Genomic DNA, 14,554 nt, shown 5'->3' with positions numbered 1-14,554 from the left:
TTCAAAGATGGCCCAACGGGCCGGAGGATGTAGCCCAGGTTGACGGACCCGCACCGCGGGGACGGATGCCTGGGTGGGTGGCGCCCGCACCGCGGGGACGGATGCCTGGGTGGGTAGCGCCCGCAACGCGGGGACGGATGCCTGGGTAGGTGGTGCGGTTCCAATGCGAAGATTGACATGGCGGAATCCCTTTGATCTCAATCCCAACTATCTTAGGCCTTTTTCAGGCACATAATTAATCGTTTTAGGCTCCCCATGAAAATTCAATACCCTCTCCGGGTTGCGGCTGTTCTCGCATTCCTCAATCCATTCCTCCTTAACGCTGAAGTAATTCTCGAATACGGCACTGCTCTCACTGCACCCATTACTCCTTCTGTGGTGAATGCGGTCGTTTCTGGTGATGACTTGGACGCAGGCGGCGGAGTCAATCTCAACTCAAACGGCAGCACCTTCAACTTCATAGGCTGGGAACCGTCCAATACCTCATATGCGGATGCTGTCGCCGACAACGAAGTATGGACTTGGGGCTTTGATATCACAACACCCGACCGGCAGATAGCTCTGACTGCCATGGATATCCGACTGGACCGCTCCAGCAGCGGCCCCGATGACTTTGAGATTCGTGCCTCTGTGAATGGCGGGGTTGAAGTGACCTTGTTGACCCACGATTACGGGGATGCAGCAAGCGGAGTGGATTTTCTCAATGTGAGCCTCGGGGTAATTGGGACAGTTTCCACGGGCGACTCGGTTGTCTTCAGGCTGGCTGCCTTTAATTCGGAGAGCACCGGCGGGAGTTTGGACATGGAAGCCTTTGATGGTTCAGTTGCTTTGCGGATCAGCGGAACGGTCACCACGGGCGGCGGGGGGCCTGACCTGACTCCACCCAGCATCTTCAGTCTGGATCCATTGGATAACTCAACAGGGATCGCCGTTGATTCCAACCTGACAGCCACCTTCACCGAGCTGATTCAGCCGGGAAGCGGCAACATCACCATCCATCTCGGCAGCAACAATGCCATTGTTGAATCGCTCACAGTGGGCTCTGCGAATGCCAGCGTCAGTGGCAATGCATTGATAATCGACCCGGTTGCGGAGCTTGCCGAGGGCACGGCCTATTATATTCAAATTCCTAATGGGGCAGTCGCCGACCTTGCCAGCAATCCCTTCGGCGGGCTGACCGGCACGACGCTATGGAATTTCACAACTGACACGGGTCCCGCCCCTCCGTCGAATGAGGTCCTTGCCTACTACACGGGAATCGAGGGGCTGAGCGGCATCACCTTGCGAACGACGTTACACAACCTGATCGATAACCATACGGTGATCTCATATAGCGATCTGAACGAGATCATGGAGGTTATCGACGAGTCGGAGAATGACCCGAACGACATTCGCCTGCTGTACTCAAATGCCGAGCTTCCCAAAAGCTCCGGCAGTTGGAATAAAGAGCACGTCTGGCCGCGGTCACGCGGGGTGGACTCTTCCGGGCCGGATAATTCCGATATCCATCACCTGTTCCCCTGCGAGAGCGGGGTCAATTCCAAGCGCGCGAATTACCCCTTTGATTATACCACGGGCAGCTTCGATTTCGATCCGTTCGCCCCGGAAACAACCCACGATTTAAGTGCCGACACATGGGAACCCCTCGATCGTGACAAGGGGCTTGTTGCCCGAGCAATTCTCTACATGGCGGTGCGCTATGATGGATCGGACTCCTCGACTACGAATCTTGTGCTGGCCGACAGTGGCATTTCCGGTAGCGAAATGGGCGTCCTCACAACGCTGCTTGAATGGAACCGGCTCTTTCCCCCGACCGATTACGAGCGCGCCCGCAGCGATGCCATCCAGAACGGGGTTCAGGTCGGCAGCACCATCTACGCCCAGGGTAACCGCAACCCGTTTTCAGATTTTCATCAATTCGCCGATGCCATCTGGCTCCCGGCAGGGGAGACCAGTTACGAGAAATGGGCGGTTGAGACCTTCACCCTTGAGCAGCTGCTCAATCCCGCGGTCTGGGGACCGGATGCGGACCTGAATGGCGATGGACAGCCCAATTACTTCCATTTTCTGACCAATACTTCACCAATCGGTGTTGGGATGGGTCCGGTCGAGCTCGCGCAGGATGGATCGGGCAATGTTATCCTGCACTTTTACGAGCCGGTCAGCAACCTCGTTACGGAGCAGCTTCAGCTCCAAAGCAGTACAACGCTCCTCCCCGGGAGCTGGGCCACGGTGCCGGGTTGGGAAATTGACGCTACCCCCACTACCTCAGGGACCTACACGGAGTTTGAGTATGCTACACCGGCTCTCTCTCCAGGCTCGAAGCGCTTTTGGCGTGTCGAGTGGGAATAATTTTTTTCGCCCTCTAGCCCGCTTGCCATGGGCAATCTGGGAAATTTGGCCCAGTGTTTCACAATCTTAACAAATTTGCTGTGGACACGGAGCAAATGACTTCTAAAGTTTTAATAACCGTAAAAGGTTCGATCTTCTCATATACGCACACAACCATACTGATAACCATGAAATTGAAGAAAACTGTTCTCTCTATGAATCCGTACTTTAAGCTGATAGCGGTCGCTTTTGTCGGGGTTTCTCTATTTGCAAACCTTGCTTCGGCGCAATTTACAATCGCAGCTGACAATTTTGACCGTGCGGACGGGTCTCTCACAGCATCTTCTCCCACGCCGGGTCCAGGGAGTGTTTGGACCAGCCACAGCGGAACTGCTGGCGACTTATTGATTTCGTCTGGGGCGGCCGTTGTTCAGCATGGTGTTCCTTCGGAGGATACGCACATTCGTTTCGCTGCACAATCCACGGGTGTACTCTCTGCCGTATTCGATATTTCTGTGAATGACGATGCCGTCATAGGCGGCACTGATTTTGAGTATTTCGCCCACTTCATGACGGAAGGGTCTTTTAACTTCCGCTCCCGAGTGGATGTTCAGGCGCCGACTGGAGCGGGTGACTACACGCTTGGAATTGCCTCCGGCAGTAGCACCGCCGAGGCCACCCTTACCACCGACTTCAGCTTCAACACGCCCGTCACGGTGACCTTGGCGTTCGATCTGGACACAGGTATTGGTTCATTGACAGTTGGAGCGGAAACGATCGTCGGAACCGGGATCTTTTTGGGAGAGAACTTGGACTCCTTCGCTCTGCGTCAGTCAGACTCCTCCAATAACGAGACAATCACTGTCGATAACCTCGTTATCACCGGTGCTGTCGTCCCCGAGCCGTCAACTTACGCCGCTTTGATCGGCCTTCTGGCCCTTGGGTTGGTGATGGTTCGCCGCCGCAAGGCCTAAAGTTTGTAGCTCTATTTTAAATTATCCTTTTAAGGGTCCCGGTTATCACCGGGGCCCTTTTTATTTGGATTTACAGGATCGCGAAATCGCGGGGTAAACTCGCTCGCCACATATCTTTTCCTGCGAATGAGCATGAAATTGAATATATCGGCGAGAATATCGTTAAATGGATGATTACCGACCCGTGAATTTCGCGAATGGTCGGCGGATGGCTTGCCTTGACAGGCGAGGTGGCCCAAAGGACATTTACAGCACGGCGGATGCATGAAACAGACGAACAGTTGGAAGCAGAGAGGCAGCTGGACCTTGCCCGCGCAGCTTGTGCCGGTGACCGGGCCGCCTTTGGCCAATTGTTCAAGCTTCTTTACGCACGTATCCACCGGACCGTCTGGGGCATGCTGGGGGACGAGAGCGAGGCCCACGATGTCTGCCAGGAGGCATGGATCAAGGCATGGAAGCGTCGGGATCGATACAACTTTGAATCGGCGTTTTCGACTTGGATCCACCGGATTGCCGTCAATAGCGCTCTCGATGCCCTGCGGAAGCGCAAGCGGCTCGGACAGCGCTTCCTGCGCGTCTTTTCGGGCTCCAGTGAATCGGGCACACTGGACATGGCGGCTGATACAGCGCGAACCCCGAAGGAGCATCTGCGCGACAAGGAGCTGGGAAAGACTATCGAGCAAGCCGTCGCCGACCTGCCGGAAGACCAGCGAACCGTTCTTGTCCTCCGGGAATATGAAGGGTATAGTTACGAGGAAATCGCCCAAGTCGTTAATTGCAAAATTGGAACGGTTATGTCACGCCTGCATCTGGCCCGTCAGAAACTACAAGTCCGACTGAAGAAAGAATTGTCATGAAAACATCTAAACAACTGCATTTACTTTTCGTCCTTTTCTGCGGCCTTTCCTGCATGGGATTGAGCACCGCCGAGGCCGCCGAAGACGAGGCGAGGGTCCAGGTGATTCTTGTCCAGGCTGGTAACGGTGAGGGAGGCGTGGACAAGGCGCTCCGGCAGTATGCGGGCAACCTTGAGCGGCTGTTTCGATTCAAAAGCTACAAGCAAAGCAGTCGCCAGACGCTGCGACTTTCCGTGCCCGGCGAGGGCTCGGTTTCCCTGGCCGGTGGACAGAAGTTGACCATTCGCTCAGGGGGTGGCTCGGGAAGCGGGCTCAAGGCCGAGATCAGCTGGAAGCGTGGATCAAAGAGCCTGCTCAATACGCGTATAAATCTCCGCAGGGGCAGTCCGGCGGTGCTGGGTGGCCCGCGAAGCAAGGACGGGACATGGCTGCTGATCCTGCAGTTGAAATAATTTTTTGAATAAATGTCGGGGGCCCTTCGTTGAACGGGTGAATTCAACGAAAGACCGACATGAAAAACATCATCAAAATCACCCTTATCACCGTTCTTGCCATTGGGCTTAATACCGGCCGTGCGACGGCTGGCGACGATGCCGCAGCCGCCATCGGGGGCTTTGTTCTCGGAATGATTACCGGCGCAATTATCGAGGACCATAGTGACAATGTCCATGTTTCCGTGGGCGCCCGTTACGGACATGACCATTCATGCCGTAAGAGTTGCTCGATCCATCACGGACGCGACCACGGCCGCTGGGAAATCCGGAAGGTCAAGGTTTGGGTCCCCGGGTATTGGGACGTCCGGGTAAGCCGTTGCGGCGATCGGGTCCGCATCTGGAAAAGTGGTCACTACACTTACCGGAAAGACCGCGTCTGGGTCAGCTACCGGGATCGTGGATGTGGTAAGCACGACCGTGATCATGGCCGCCATTATGGCCGCGACCGGGACCGGGATTATAAAAAGGATTACTCAAGCCGCAAGGAACGCTGGTTTCGTGGGTAGAAACTAGACTGGAGCGAGGACGGGTCTGGACGGCCCGTCCTCTTTCTGCTTACTTTGAGGATAGTCAGATGAATGAAGAGACACGCAATCGCTTGACCGCCTGGTTCGATGGGGAATTGCCCGCCGATGCTGGCATTGAGGCCCTTCTTGAAAAGGATCCCAAAGCGCGTGCCTACATTGAAGAGCTTCAACAAATGCGCGAGGCCCTCGCGGGCGCACACACGCAGTCAAACCATCCGGTCCCGGAGTGGGCGAGTGTGCAGGCCCGCCTGGATGAGGATGCGTCACAAAAGCCTTTCAGGCTATTGACCTTCCCCCGCGCGCTCGGCGCAGTGGCGGCTGTCATGGTTCTGGGAATGGCCCTCTGGATTCCTTTCCGGCAGGCCAGCATCAGCCAGAGCACTGCGCAGCCTGAACTCATGGTCAATTCCGTGGAAATGGTGGAGACCGACTTGGAGGGCGTGACCCCGGTCGTCTATCTGGACCAACCCAGCGGCTGGACCGTTGTCTGGGTGCTTGAGGATGAGGATCCGGTGGGCATCTAGAGCATCTCCTGTATCAGCTTATTCAATACAGGCCCAATATGCGCCGCAATGGCCTCGTTGGCAAAGGCAACCCATGCCACGGGTGTCGTTGTGTCCAAGGGTGCATTGAGAGCTTTCCCTGAAACCGGATCGACAAGGACAATCCCCGCTTCCTCGGCTACAAGGGCGGCGGCCAGATCGTATGGATGGGTGCTCAGGCTGCCATCCAGTCCAAGCTTCTTAAAGACAAGCGGACGCAGGTCGGCGATGAACCGGTCATGGCCGGCGATCAGTTCATACAATTGTCCCCCCGTGGTGATGTATTGGTCATTGAATACAAGCGGGCTTCCGCCGGGGGCGTCCGGATAGAGCTTTTTCCAGAGCCGCTCCTCCAGCTCGCCGAGCAGTCCCAACCCATCTGGAAAAAACCGCACCACCGAGGCAAACCCATGCTGACAATCGCTGGCTTTGCTTGGGTGAAATTCAATCGGCCCGGACGTGCCATCGCGCATGTCACAGGCCGTACAGAAGAGCCCCTCACCGCGGATTGCGCTGAGTTGGTCGCTGCGCCATTCGCGGGAAGTTGGCAGGGCCGTCATTGCCGCGACGGCAATGTCCTGCAGCGTGTTCTTCCCACCTCTTTGCGGGGCAATCCCGGCAAGTGCCCATGCCGCACGCTTGTCGTACATCATGTTGCGCGTACCATCAATTGGATCGAGGATGCATTTCCAGGCGGTCTCTCCGATGGGCGTGCCCTTTGGAATGGTGATCGCTCCGTGCGCCTCCGCGCCCTCCATGATCAACTCAACCGGAAGTTCAGCCGGCCAGTGCTCCGCAAACCATGCCACAATAGCTGATTCGCTGATTTTATCGATTTCATAAATCGTATCCGCCGGGGTCACTTCTGCCACGCCAGCAAGTGCCTGCGCCGTATCTGCATCCCGGGCGGTGCAGATGATTTTCCGGAGGTGGTTCTGCAGCTCGCAAAGGAGGATGCGCATGCGCTCAAGCTCGTTCGAGGATGACATACCGCAAGGGAAGGCCCAAATTCGGCTGTTCTCAACCCTTTATTCTTTGTGTTTTCCCTGGTTGAGACGGTGAGAGTCGTGTCACAGGCATCCTTGCCTGTGGTAAGCGCAGGCAAGGATGCCCGCGACACACATGCCCGTAACACCCCTCTTTAGTTCATTTTTTCTTGAACTCTCTGAACTTTCCTTCAAAAGGATAGGGAGCGCCATGGTTCTACCCACGTGCAAAGCAGCCCATTTCGCCTATTTCCGATTGGTTTGTCCCCCTGTGGGACTACGACCAAGGGCGGCAGCGTAGCCACAAACTGCAATGACTGAATTCGAGCAATCCCTTGTTGCCTTGGGCATTTCCGCCGCGACGGCCTTTTCCCTGCCGAAATCGGTCGGGGCCATGTTCGGGCTGTCGTTTGCCTCGCCGGAGCCGCTGGCCCTTGACGACTTTGTCGAGCGACTGGAAATCTCCAAGGGCTCAGCCAGCCAGGGACTGAAGTTTCTCCAGCGCATGGGAGCGGTCAGGGTTATCTATGCCCCGCATGACCGGCGTACACTCTACGAGCCGGAGACCTCCCTCAGGCGGCTGCTGATCGGTATCCTTAACGAGAACGTGGTCCCGCACCTGCAGCAGAGCGGGGACGCGGTCAAGCGCCTCAGGGATCAACTGGATGGCGTGCCGGAGGCGCACCGGGAAGTCCTCGAGGACCGGCTCAACACAATGGAGGGGTGGGGCAAGAAGGGCCGCATGCTCTTCCCGCTGGTCGAGAAATTCCTCGCCGGCCCGCTGAAGGGGAAGAATTAACGACGAATTTTTCTTAACTACGAATCGCACGAATTGTACGAATGATTTTCTTAACTACGGAATATACGGAAATTTTTATGGTGATTACATCCCCCCAAAAAATCCCATTCGCGCGATTCGTAGTTAATATTCAAAAATGAAGGCCCTTATCCCAGCAGCCGGGCTCGGCACACGTTACCTTCCGTTGACCAAAGCTGTGCCGAAGGAGCTCATCCACGTGGGAAAGTTTCCGGTGCTCCATCATGTGGTTCAGGAGGCCAAGGATGCCGGCTGCACGGAAATCGGGATTATCCTCTCCGCGGGGAAGGAAGCGATCCGGCAGTACTTTTCATGGGACCAGCCGCTCATGGACTGGCTCGACTCAACCGGGAAGCGCGAGGCCATGGCCGAATGGGAAGCCCTCACGGACGGGCTGACTTTTACGTGGATCAATCAGCCGGAGCAGCGCGGTCTTGGTGACGCGATTGCCTGCGGGGAAGACTTTGCCGATGGGGAGGGGATTGTCGTCCTCCTTGGCGATACGATCATGCAGGGCGGTTCGCCCCTCCCGCAGATGGTGAAATTGTTTGAAGAGACGAAGATGTCCCAGGTTGCCGTGGAATCGGTAACGCCCGAGAAGGCCACCCGTTATGGGGTCTGTGGGGGAGCCCTCCAGAAGGACGGATCTTTTTCCCTCGATGCGATGATTGAAAAACCCGCCCCCGGCGAGGTGCCGGTCATACGCGGGGCCTTCGGCGCCACGCTTCCTGATGCTTTTGCTTTCGCTGCGCGGTATGTTCTCTCCAATTCGATTTTTAATGCACTGAAAACGGTGCCCCCTGGACGCAACAACGAGATTCAGCTCACCGATGCCATGGCAGCGGTCATGAAGCAATCCGGGTTCAGCGCAATCCGCATCCCCGGCAAGCGCAAGGATGTTGGTGCGCCGGAATGAGGGTAACTACGAATTTCACGAATCATCCGAATGGTTTTTTAACTACGAAACACGCGGAACATACGAAAATTCTAATGTTTAGTTATTTATTGTGATTAAATCCCCTCAAACAACCCATTCGTGAGATTCGTGAAATTCGTAGTTACTTCCCCTTTGTGCCTTTGCCTCTTTGTGCCTTTGTGAGATGCTGATCCGTACAAAAGCCTATGCCCGTGCGGGCCTCATCGGTAACCCGTCCGATGGATACAATGGCAAGACGATCGCCTTCACGTTCGATGCTTTCCATGCGTCCATCGAGCTCTGGGAATCCCCCGAGCTGGAGCTGCTCCCGAGCCGACGCGACCATTCGGTCTTTGCGGGGCTCAACGACCTCCACGGTGATGTCCAGAAGCATGGCTACTACGGAGGGTTCCGGCTCCTCAAGGCGACGTGTAAGGTGTTTTTCGATTACTGCCAGTCGCGCGGGATCACGCTCGATGACCGCAACTTCACCCTGCGCTATAAATCCAATATTCCCAACCAGGTCGGGCTCGCCGGCTCATCCGCCATCATCACCGCCTGCGCACGCGCATTGATGGGGTTCTACAATGTCGCCATCTCACGCCACTCGCTCGCCAACCTCGTCCTCGCGGTCGAGAATTGCGAGCTGGCCATTCCCGCCGGTCTACAGGACCGCGTGGCCCAGGCATACGGGGGATTGGTCTACATGGATTTTGACAAGCAATTGATGGATGAACGCGGCTACGGCACATACGAGCTGCTTGACCCAACCCCCATCGCGAACGCCCTCTACATCGCCTATCGCGAGGACCTCTCCCAGGGCACGGAGGTCTACCACAACGACCTCCGCACGCGGTTCAAGAAGCATGATCCACAGGTCCTTGAGGCCATTCAAAAATGGGCCAACCTTACCGAGGAGTTCCGTGACACCATGAGTCGGGTCTTTAGGCCCGGTAACAGCGCAAACCCCAGCACTGAAGAGTTTCTGCAACCGGGCCTGCCTGTCCCTCGAAGCAATGGCGAAGTGGGAAAGGACCGACTCATCTCCTCCCTCTCCGCCCTCCTTAACGAAAACTTCGACCTCCGCGCCGCTCTCTTTGATGTCGGCGACGGCAATCGTGAGCTCGTCAATACCGCACGCTCATTCGGGGCCTCCGCCAAGTTCGCGGGATCAGGCGGCGCGATCGTCGGCCTCATTGAGGATGATGACCCGTATGAGGCGATGAAGGCGAAGTTTGAGACGATGGGGGTGCGGGTGCTGAGGCCGAGGGTGGTGTAATATACACCACGGATCGCACGGATTTAAAGGATCAGGGAATTTTGAATGACTCTAAATCTGTGAGATCTGTGTAATCCGTGTTTAGTTCTTCATCCATAGTCCCTCCTCCATTAGTGTTATTTTTCGGATTCGTAGTTAAATAATGAATATTCTCCTCACAGGTATGGCCGGCTTTGTCGGCTGGAAGACAGCTCAGTTGCTCCTGCAGCAGGGACACTCCGTTGTTGGGGTGGATAACCTTAACGACTACTACGATCAGCGCCTCAAGCTCTGGCGCTTGCGTGACCTCGGATTCTCCATTGAGGATTCGGTCCTCTCCAATTTGTCCAAGCCGGTTGATTTGGAAACAGAGAATGCCCGCTTCCACCTGCTCGATATTGAAAACCGGGATGCAGTGGATGCGTTATTCAAAGCAAACAACTTCGATGCGGTGATCAATCTCGCCGCCCGGGCAGGCGTGCGTGCTTCCATAGAAGATCCCTATGTTTATTTTCGGACCAATTCGGATGGGACGGTTAATTTATTAGAAGCGATGCGCAAAAACGGGGTGGAAAAGTATGTCCTCGCTTCCACCTCATCGCTCTATGCGGGCCAGCCAATACCGTTCAAGGAGGACCTGCCGGTCAATACCCCGATTTCCCCATACGCAGCATCCAAGAAAGCGGCCGAGGCAGCAGGATACACGTGGCATCATCTCTATGGGATCGATGTCTCCATTTGCCGCTACTTCACAGTCTACGGCCCGGCAGGCCGACCTGATATGTCACCGCTGAGGTTTCTGAAGTGGATCGATAATGGTCAGCCAATCCAGCTTTTTGGCGACGGGACGCAAAGAAGGGACTTTACCTACATCGACGACATTGCCGACGGAACGGTGCGGGCGCTCAAGCGGGTAGGGCATGAGGTTTTCAACCTTGGTGGGGGTAATGAACCGGTCGCCATCAACACCATGATTGAGGCCTTTGAGCGGCATCTTGGAAAGAAGGCCATCATTGATTATTTGCCTTTCAACAAGGCTGACATGGTCGACACGCAGGCGGACAATTCAAAGGCTAGAGAATTGCTGGGGTGGGACCCGCGGATTGGGCCGGAGGAAGGATTTGAGAAGACAGTGGAGTGGTTTCGGAGGAATTCAGATATCTACGAATTATGAAAATTGCCATTATTGGACTCGGATATGTTGGTCTTCCTCTCGGTCTCCGGTTCGCGGAGTCTGGAGTTGAAGTCCTGGGTCTGGATGTAGATGCCAAGAAGGTGGATTCCCTCAACGCCGGGCGCAGCTACATCAAGCATATTGAATCGGCGACCGTAAAAGCTGCGCGTGAGAGTGGGTTATTTGAGGCCTCCACAGACTTTTCCCGGGTTGCCGAGGTTGAGGCGGTTCTCATTTGTGTGCCAACACCCCTTAGCAAATACCGGGAGCCCGACATCAGTTATGTCCTGAAGTCTGGGGAAGCCATTGCTCCCCACATGAAGAAGGGAACGCTGATCGTTCTTGAATCAACAACCTATCCGGGAACCACGGACACGGATCTTCGGGAGGTTCTGGAAAAGGTTAGCGGGCTGAAGGCAGGCATCGACTTCCATCTGGCATTCTCGCCCGAGCGTGAGGATCCGGGTAGGAAGGACCACTCGGTCAAGACAATCCCAAAGGTAATGGGTGGATATACCGAAAAGTGCCTGGAGCGATGTGTTGAGCTGTATTCGAAGGCCCTCGACAAGGTACACCCAGTCGGTTCCTGTCGGGTGGCTGAAGCAACCAAGCTCACGGAGAATATTTTCCGCTCGGTCAATATTGCCCTGGTCAACGAGCTTAAGGTCGTTTTCCACGAGATGGGCATTGACGTCTGGGACGTCATTGATGCGGCCGCGACAAAGCCGTTCGGCTACATGCCGTTTTATCCGGGCCCCGGCCTTGGAGGACACTGCATCCCGATTGACCCGTTTTATCTGACTTGGAAGGCTCGTGAGTACGGTCAACATACTCGCTTTATTGAGCTGGCCGGGGAAATAAACACAAACATGCCGGACTACGTGATCGGGCGGGTTGCTGAGGCTCTCAACAATGACGGGAAAGCCATCAAGGGAAGCCGGATTCTTATTCTTGGCTTGGCCTACAAGCCGAATGTCGACGATGACCGGGAGTCACCGAGCTATGTGCTCATGGAGAAACTGGAGGCGAGGGGAGCGATTGTCGATTACAACGATCCGTATGTGCCTGAGATCAAGCTGACGCGCGAACATCCGCATTTTGCCGGGCGGAAGAGTGTGGAGATTTCGGATGAGTATGACTGTATTCTGCTTGCGACAAATCATGAAGCCTACAAGGCGGTTGATTTTTCGGGATTCCGTTGCCCGGTTGTCGACACCCGGAACTGGATCCATGACAAGCCCCAGAAGTATTTGAAGGCTTGATCCATCACTTTCACCATCAACCCTGAAATAACTATGAATATCACAAGTACACTGCAGAAGATAGCCAGTGAATACCCACCTGAGATGAGGAAAGGGCAGCAAAAGGATGTGGCACGTATGGCATTCAATGTTGAGATTGCCCTTGAAGCTTGTGCCGGAAAGCAGCCTTCGGATCTGGAAATTTGCGACATAGGCGGGGGAATTGGCCTGTTCTCCATCGGTTGCGCCGTACTGGGGTGCAAGCGTTCTGTTCTCATTGATGACTTTGATGACCCGGTGAACCATGAACTGGGGCCCTCCGTTTTGAATCTGCACCGGTCCAAAGGCGTTGAGGTGGTGACCCTTGATGTCATTGAGAAAGGGTTGGAAGGTGTCCAAGGACCTTTTGATGTAATTACTGCGTATGACACCATGGAACATTGGCACAATTCCCCCAAGAAGCTCTTCCACGAGGCGATACAATTGCTCAAGCCGGGAGGGGCTTTCATCCTCAGCGGCCCAAATTGTGCCAATTTGAAAAAGCGCTTTTCCGGTCTTTTTGGAAACAGCAAATGGAGCTCAATGGACGGATGGTACGAGACAGAGAAATTCCGCGGACATGTCCGTGAGCCCGATGTGTCTGACCTGCTCTACATTGGCAGGGACCTTGGCTTGAAAAATCTCCGGATAATTGGAAGAAACTGGATGGGGTATCATTCGAGGAATTCGGTACAAAGATCCCTGACCCGCCTGATGGACAAGCCATTGAGGTTGAGGCCGCAGTTGTGCAGCAATATTTATCTTGTGGGAATCAAGAGCTGAGCGCCTCTTCGTTGTGCGATTCAGGATTGGAAATTCCTGCAGATGAAATGGTATTTCAGTCGGGTTTGCTCAGACATTATCGAGAGGTGGCCCCACCTTTACTGGAGGATCCAGAATTTCCGATTGGGAGATCGTCCAATCAACCGCCTGGTACGCCGGAATTCCGAGTTGGTCATCGAAGGGTATCCGCGATGTGCGAACAGCTTTGCCGTCAAGGCGTTCCGGCAGGTCAACGACCCCTCGAACAAGCTCCACATAGGCACGCACACCCACTCGCCCGCAAACATCATCATGGCGATCAAATGGAAGGTTCCAACAGTGGTCCTGATTCGTGAACCGGAGGAAGCCATTCTTTCTAAGCCCGCCAAGGTCCTTGAATTCGAAGAAATAAAAGGCCTGGACCCTTCAAAGGGAATTGCCGACAAGGGCCTCAAGCTTCTCACCCTTTACTGGACTCGACGCTTCTCACAGTTTTATCAGCGCCTGGAACCCTGGGCCGGCCAGTTTGTTGCCGCTAACTTTGAGACAACAACAAGAGATTTTCCGACGATCATCAACCAACTGAATGATCGATATGGCAAAAATTACAAACCGTTCTATTCAACAGATGAAAACAACCAGGAAATTTTCAAAGACAGCTCCCAACACCTTTTCCCCTCGAAGCTCCGCGACCACTTCAAGGAGATGATTCGCGGGATTTACCATTCGGAAGAGAATGCCGTTAACCGTCAAAAAGCTGAAGTAGCTTACCAGTCCTTTCTTCGGTTAAATCACATTTAATGAACACAGTCCATTTGGACTGAAAACAATCAAACCAAGCGATGAAATGAAAGCCGTAATCCTTGCAGGAGGCCTTGGAACCCGACTCTCCGAGGAAACACACCTCAAGCCGAAACCGATGGTGGAGATCGGGGGACGCCCAGTCCTCTGGCACATCATGAAAACCTACTCCCATCACGGGATCAACGAGTTCATCATCTGTGCAGGCTATCGCAGCTATGTGATCAAGGAATACTTTGCAAATTACTTTCTCCACATGTCGGATGTGACTTTTGACATGGAGCACAACACAATGGAGGTTCACAAAAAGAGAACGGAGCCATGGAAGGTGACGATTGTGGACACGGGTGATGAAACCATGACCGGTGGGCGTCTGCGGCGCGTAAAGGAATATATTGGCCAGGAAACGTTCTGTTTCACTTACGGTGATGGAGTGGGGGATGTCGATATATCCAAGACGATTGAATTGCACCGGAATGCGCAGCGCAAGGCTACTCTGACCGCTGTCCAGCCGCCTGGCCGATACGGTGCCTTGGGAATTGAGGGCGATCGAATTACCCAGTTCCAGGAAAAACCCGAGGGGGATGGAGCATGGATTAACGGTGGATACTTTGTCTTGGAGCCTTCCGCGATTGACTACATTGCCGGCGACTCGATGCCGTGGGAACGTGATCCGCTGGAAAACCTTGCCGCGGAAAAGCAGCTTTCGGTTTACAAGCACAAGGGCTTCTGGCGGCCGATGGATACGCTGCGTGATAAGATGCAGCTGGAAGAAATGTGGGAAGCTGCCAAGGCGCCCTGGAAGGTGTGGAAGTAAGATTCTCGCACAGAGGCA

15 protein-coding genes are annotated in these 14,554 nt (G+C 54.7%); 14 read left to right on the top strand and 1 reads right to left on the bottom strand.

The features are described from left to right. The first annotated feature begins 255 nt into the window (after nucleotides 1-255). The 6 genes from G0Q06_RS11430 to G0Q06_RS11405 all read left to right on the top strand — a co-directional run bounded on the left by G0Q06_RS11430 (nucleotide 256) and on the right by G0Q06_RS11405 (nucleotide 5,707). The gene (locus G0Q06_RS11430) at nucleotides 256-2,352 is read left to right on the top strand and encodes an endonuclease (protein ID WP_163966047.1); all 2,097 of its coding nucleotides are present in this window, start codon (nucleotides 256-258) and stop codon (nucleotides 2,350-2,352) included. A 167-nt stretch (nucleotides 2,353-2,519) separates the two neighbouring features. Further along, nucleotides 2,520-3,305, top strand: a complete 786-nt coding sequence (locus G0Q06_RS11425) for a PEP-CTERM sorting domain-containing protein (protein ID WP_163966045.1) — start codon at nucleotides 2,520-2,522, stop codon at nucleotides 3,303-3,305. Between the two features lie 260 nt (nucleotides 3,306-3,565). Beyond that, nucleotides 3,566-4,162, top strand: coding sequence for a sigma-70 family RNA polymerase sigma factor (locus tag G0Q06_RS11420; protein ID WP_163966043.1), 597 nt, complete (start codon nucleotides 3,566-3,568; stop codon nucleotides 4,160-4,162). Continuing rightward, on the top strand, nucleotides 4,159-4,614 hold the full coding sequence (locus G0Q06_RS11415) for a hypothetical protein (RefSeq protein WP_163966041.1): 456 nt from the start codon (nucleotides 4,159-4,161) through the stop codon (nucleotides 4,612-4,614). Before G0Q06_RS11420 ends, G0Q06_RS11415 begins: the two co-directional genes overlap by 4 nt. 59 nt (nucleotides 4,615-4,673) lie before the next feature. Next, the gene (locus G0Q06_RS11410; protein WP_163966039.1) at nucleotides 4,674-5,162 is read left to right on the top strand and encodes a hypothetical protein; all 489 of its coding nucleotides are present in this window, start codon (nucleotides 4,674-4,676) and stop codon (nucleotides 5,160-5,162) included. Between the two features lie 68 nt (nucleotides 5,163-5,230). Continuing rightward, a complete protein-coding gene (locus G0Q06_RS11405; protein WP_163966037.1) occupies nucleotides 5,231-5,707 on the top strand; it encodes an anti-sigma factor family protein in 477 nt (158 codons plus the stop codon). Here the strand turns inward: G0Q06_RS11405 and G0Q06_RS11400 are convergent. Further along, entirely contained in the window at nucleotides 5,704-6,714 is a 1,011-nt protein-coding gene (locus G0Q06_RS11400) for an inositol monophosphatase family protein (protein WP_163966034.1), read from the bottom strand. The two genes, G0Q06_RS11405 and G0Q06_RS11400, sit on opposite strands and share 4 nt — an antisense overlap. 310 nt (nucleotides 6,715-7,024) lie before the next feature. Here G0Q06_RS11400 and G0Q06_RS11395 point away from each other — a divergent pair, with 310 nt between their 5' ends. The 8 genes from G0Q06_RS11395 to rfbF all read left to right on the top strand — a co-directional run bounded on the left by G0Q06_RS11395 (nucleotide 7,025) and on the right by rfbF (nucleotide 14,536). Then, nucleotides 7,025-7,510 (top strand): GbsR/MarR family transcriptional regulator, encoded by a 486-nt coding sequence (locus G0Q06_RS11395; protein WP_163966033.1) that lies wholly within the window; start codon nucleotides 7,025-7,027, stop codon nucleotides 7,508-7,510. Between the two features lie 136 nt (nucleotides 7,511-7,646). Beyond that, nucleotides 7,647-8,444 (top strand): sugar phosphate nucleotidyltransferase, encoded by a 798-nt coding sequence (locus tag G0Q06_RS11390; RefSeq protein WP_163966030.1) that lies wholly within the window; start codon nucleotides 7,647-7,649, stop codon nucleotides 8,442-8,444. Between the two features lie 184 nt (nucleotides 8,445-8,628). Continuing rightward, nucleotides 8,629-9,723 carry a mevalonate kinase family protein gene (locus tag G0Q06_RS11385; protein WP_163966028.1) on the top strand — a complete coding sequence of 365 codons (1,095 nt, stop codon included), beginning with the start codon at nucleotides 8,629-8,631 and terminating at the stop codon, nucleotides 9,721-9,723. A 139-nt stretch (nucleotides 9,724-9,862) separates the two neighbouring features. Further along, on the top strand, nucleotides 9,863-10,876 hold the full coding sequence (locus G0Q06_RS11380; protein ID WP_163967359.1) for an NAD-dependent epimerase/dehydratase family protein: 1,014 nt from the start codon (nucleotides 9,863-9,865) through the stop codon (nucleotides 10,874-10,876). Beyond that, complete coding sequence (locus G0Q06_RS11375) at nucleotides 10,873-12,138, top strand: nucleotide sugar dehydrogenase (protein ID WP_163966025.1); 1,266 nt, start codon at nucleotides 10,873-10,875, stop codon at nucleotides 12,136-12,138. The genes G0Q06_RS11380 and G0Q06_RS11375 overlap by 4 nt, the downstream gene beginning before the upstream one ends. 33 nt (nucleotides 12,139-12,171) lie before the next feature. Next, entirely contained in the window at nucleotides 12,172-12,939 is a 768-nt protein-coding gene (locus G0Q06_RS11370; RefSeq protein ID WP_163966023.1) for a class I SAM-dependent methyltransferase, read from the top strand. Nucleotides 12,940-13,062: 123 nt separating this feature from the next. After that, complete coding sequence (locus G0Q06_RS11365) at nucleotides 13,063-13,719, top strand: hypothetical protein (RefSeq protein WP_163966020.1); 657 nt, start codon at nucleotides 13,063-13,065, stop codon at nucleotides 13,717-13,719. 46 nt (nucleotides 13,720-13,765) lie between these two features. Further along, complete coding sequence (gene rfbF, locus G0Q06_RS11360) at nucleotides 13,766-14,536, top strand: glucose-1-phosphate cytidylyltransferase (RefSeq protein WP_163966017.1); 771 nt, start codon at nucleotides 13,766-13,768, stop codon at nucleotides 14,534-14,536. The last annotated feature ends 18 nt before the right edge of the window (nucleotides 14,537-14,554 follow it).

Source organism: Oceanipulchritudo coccoides (assembly GCF_010500615.1).
GTDB classification, from domain to species: Bacteria; Verrucomicrobiota; Verrucomicrobiia; order Opitutales; family Oceanipulchritudinaceae; genus Oceanipulchritudo; species Oceanipulchritudo coccoides.
Note: the sequence above shows the minus strand (reverse complement) of the source record. Positions and strands in the feature narration are given on the sequence as shown.

Bases quoted from the DNA above. Each gene is read 5' to 3' on its own strand.
- G0Q06_RS11395 (WP_163966033.1), top strand. From the start codon at position 7,025: ATGACTGAATTCGAGCAATCCCTTGTTGCCTTGGGCATTTCCGCCGCG.
- G0Q06_RS11400 (WP_163966034.1), bottom strand. From the start codon at position 6,714: ATGTCATCCTCGAACGAGCTTGAGCGCATGCGCATCCTCCTTTGCGAG.
- G0Q06_RS11410 (WP_163966039.1), top strand. From the start codon at position 4,674: ATGAAAAACATCATCAAAATCACCCTTATCACCGTTCTTGCCATTGGG.
- rfbF (WP_163966017.1), top strand. From the start codon at position 13,766: ATGAAAGCCGTAATCCTTGCAGGAGGCCTTGGAACCCGACTCTCCGAG.
- G0Q06_RS11405 (WP_163966037.1), top strand. From the start codon at position 5,231: ATGAATGAAGAGACACGCAATCGCTTGACCGCCTGGTTCGATGGGGAA.
- G0Q06_RS11415 (WP_163966041.1), top strand. From the start codon at position 4,159: ATGAAAACATCTAAACAACTGCATTTACTTTTCGTCCTTTTCTGCGGC.
- G0Q06_RS11390 (WP_163966030.1), top strand. From the start codon at position 7,647: ATGAAGGCCCTTATCCCAGCAGCCGGGCTCGGCACACGTTACCTTCCG.
- G0Q06_RS11420 (WP_163966043.1), top strand. From the start codon at position 3,566: ATGCATGAAACAGACGAACAGTTGGAAGCAGAGAGGCAGCTGGACCTT.
- G0Q06_RS11375 (WP_163966025.1), top strand. From the start codon at position 10,873: ATGAAAATTGCCATTATTGGACTCGGATATGTTGGTCTTCCTCTCGGT.
- G0Q06_RS11370 (WP_163966023.1), top strand. From the start codon at position 12,172: ATGAATATCACAAGTACACTGCAGAAGATAGCCAGTGAATACCCACCT.
- G0Q06_RS11385 (WP_163966028.1), top strand. From the start codon at position 8,629: ATGCTGATCCGTACAAAAGCCTATGCCCGTGCGGGCCTCATCGGTAAC.
- G0Q06_RS11430 (WP_163966047.1), top strand. From the start codon at position 256: ATGAAAATTCAATACCCTCTCCGGGTTGCGGCTGTTCTCGCATTCCTC.
- G0Q06_RS11425 (WP_163966045.1), top strand. From the start codon at position 2,520: ATGAAATTGAAGAAAACTGTTCTCTCTATGAATCCGTACTTTAAGCTG.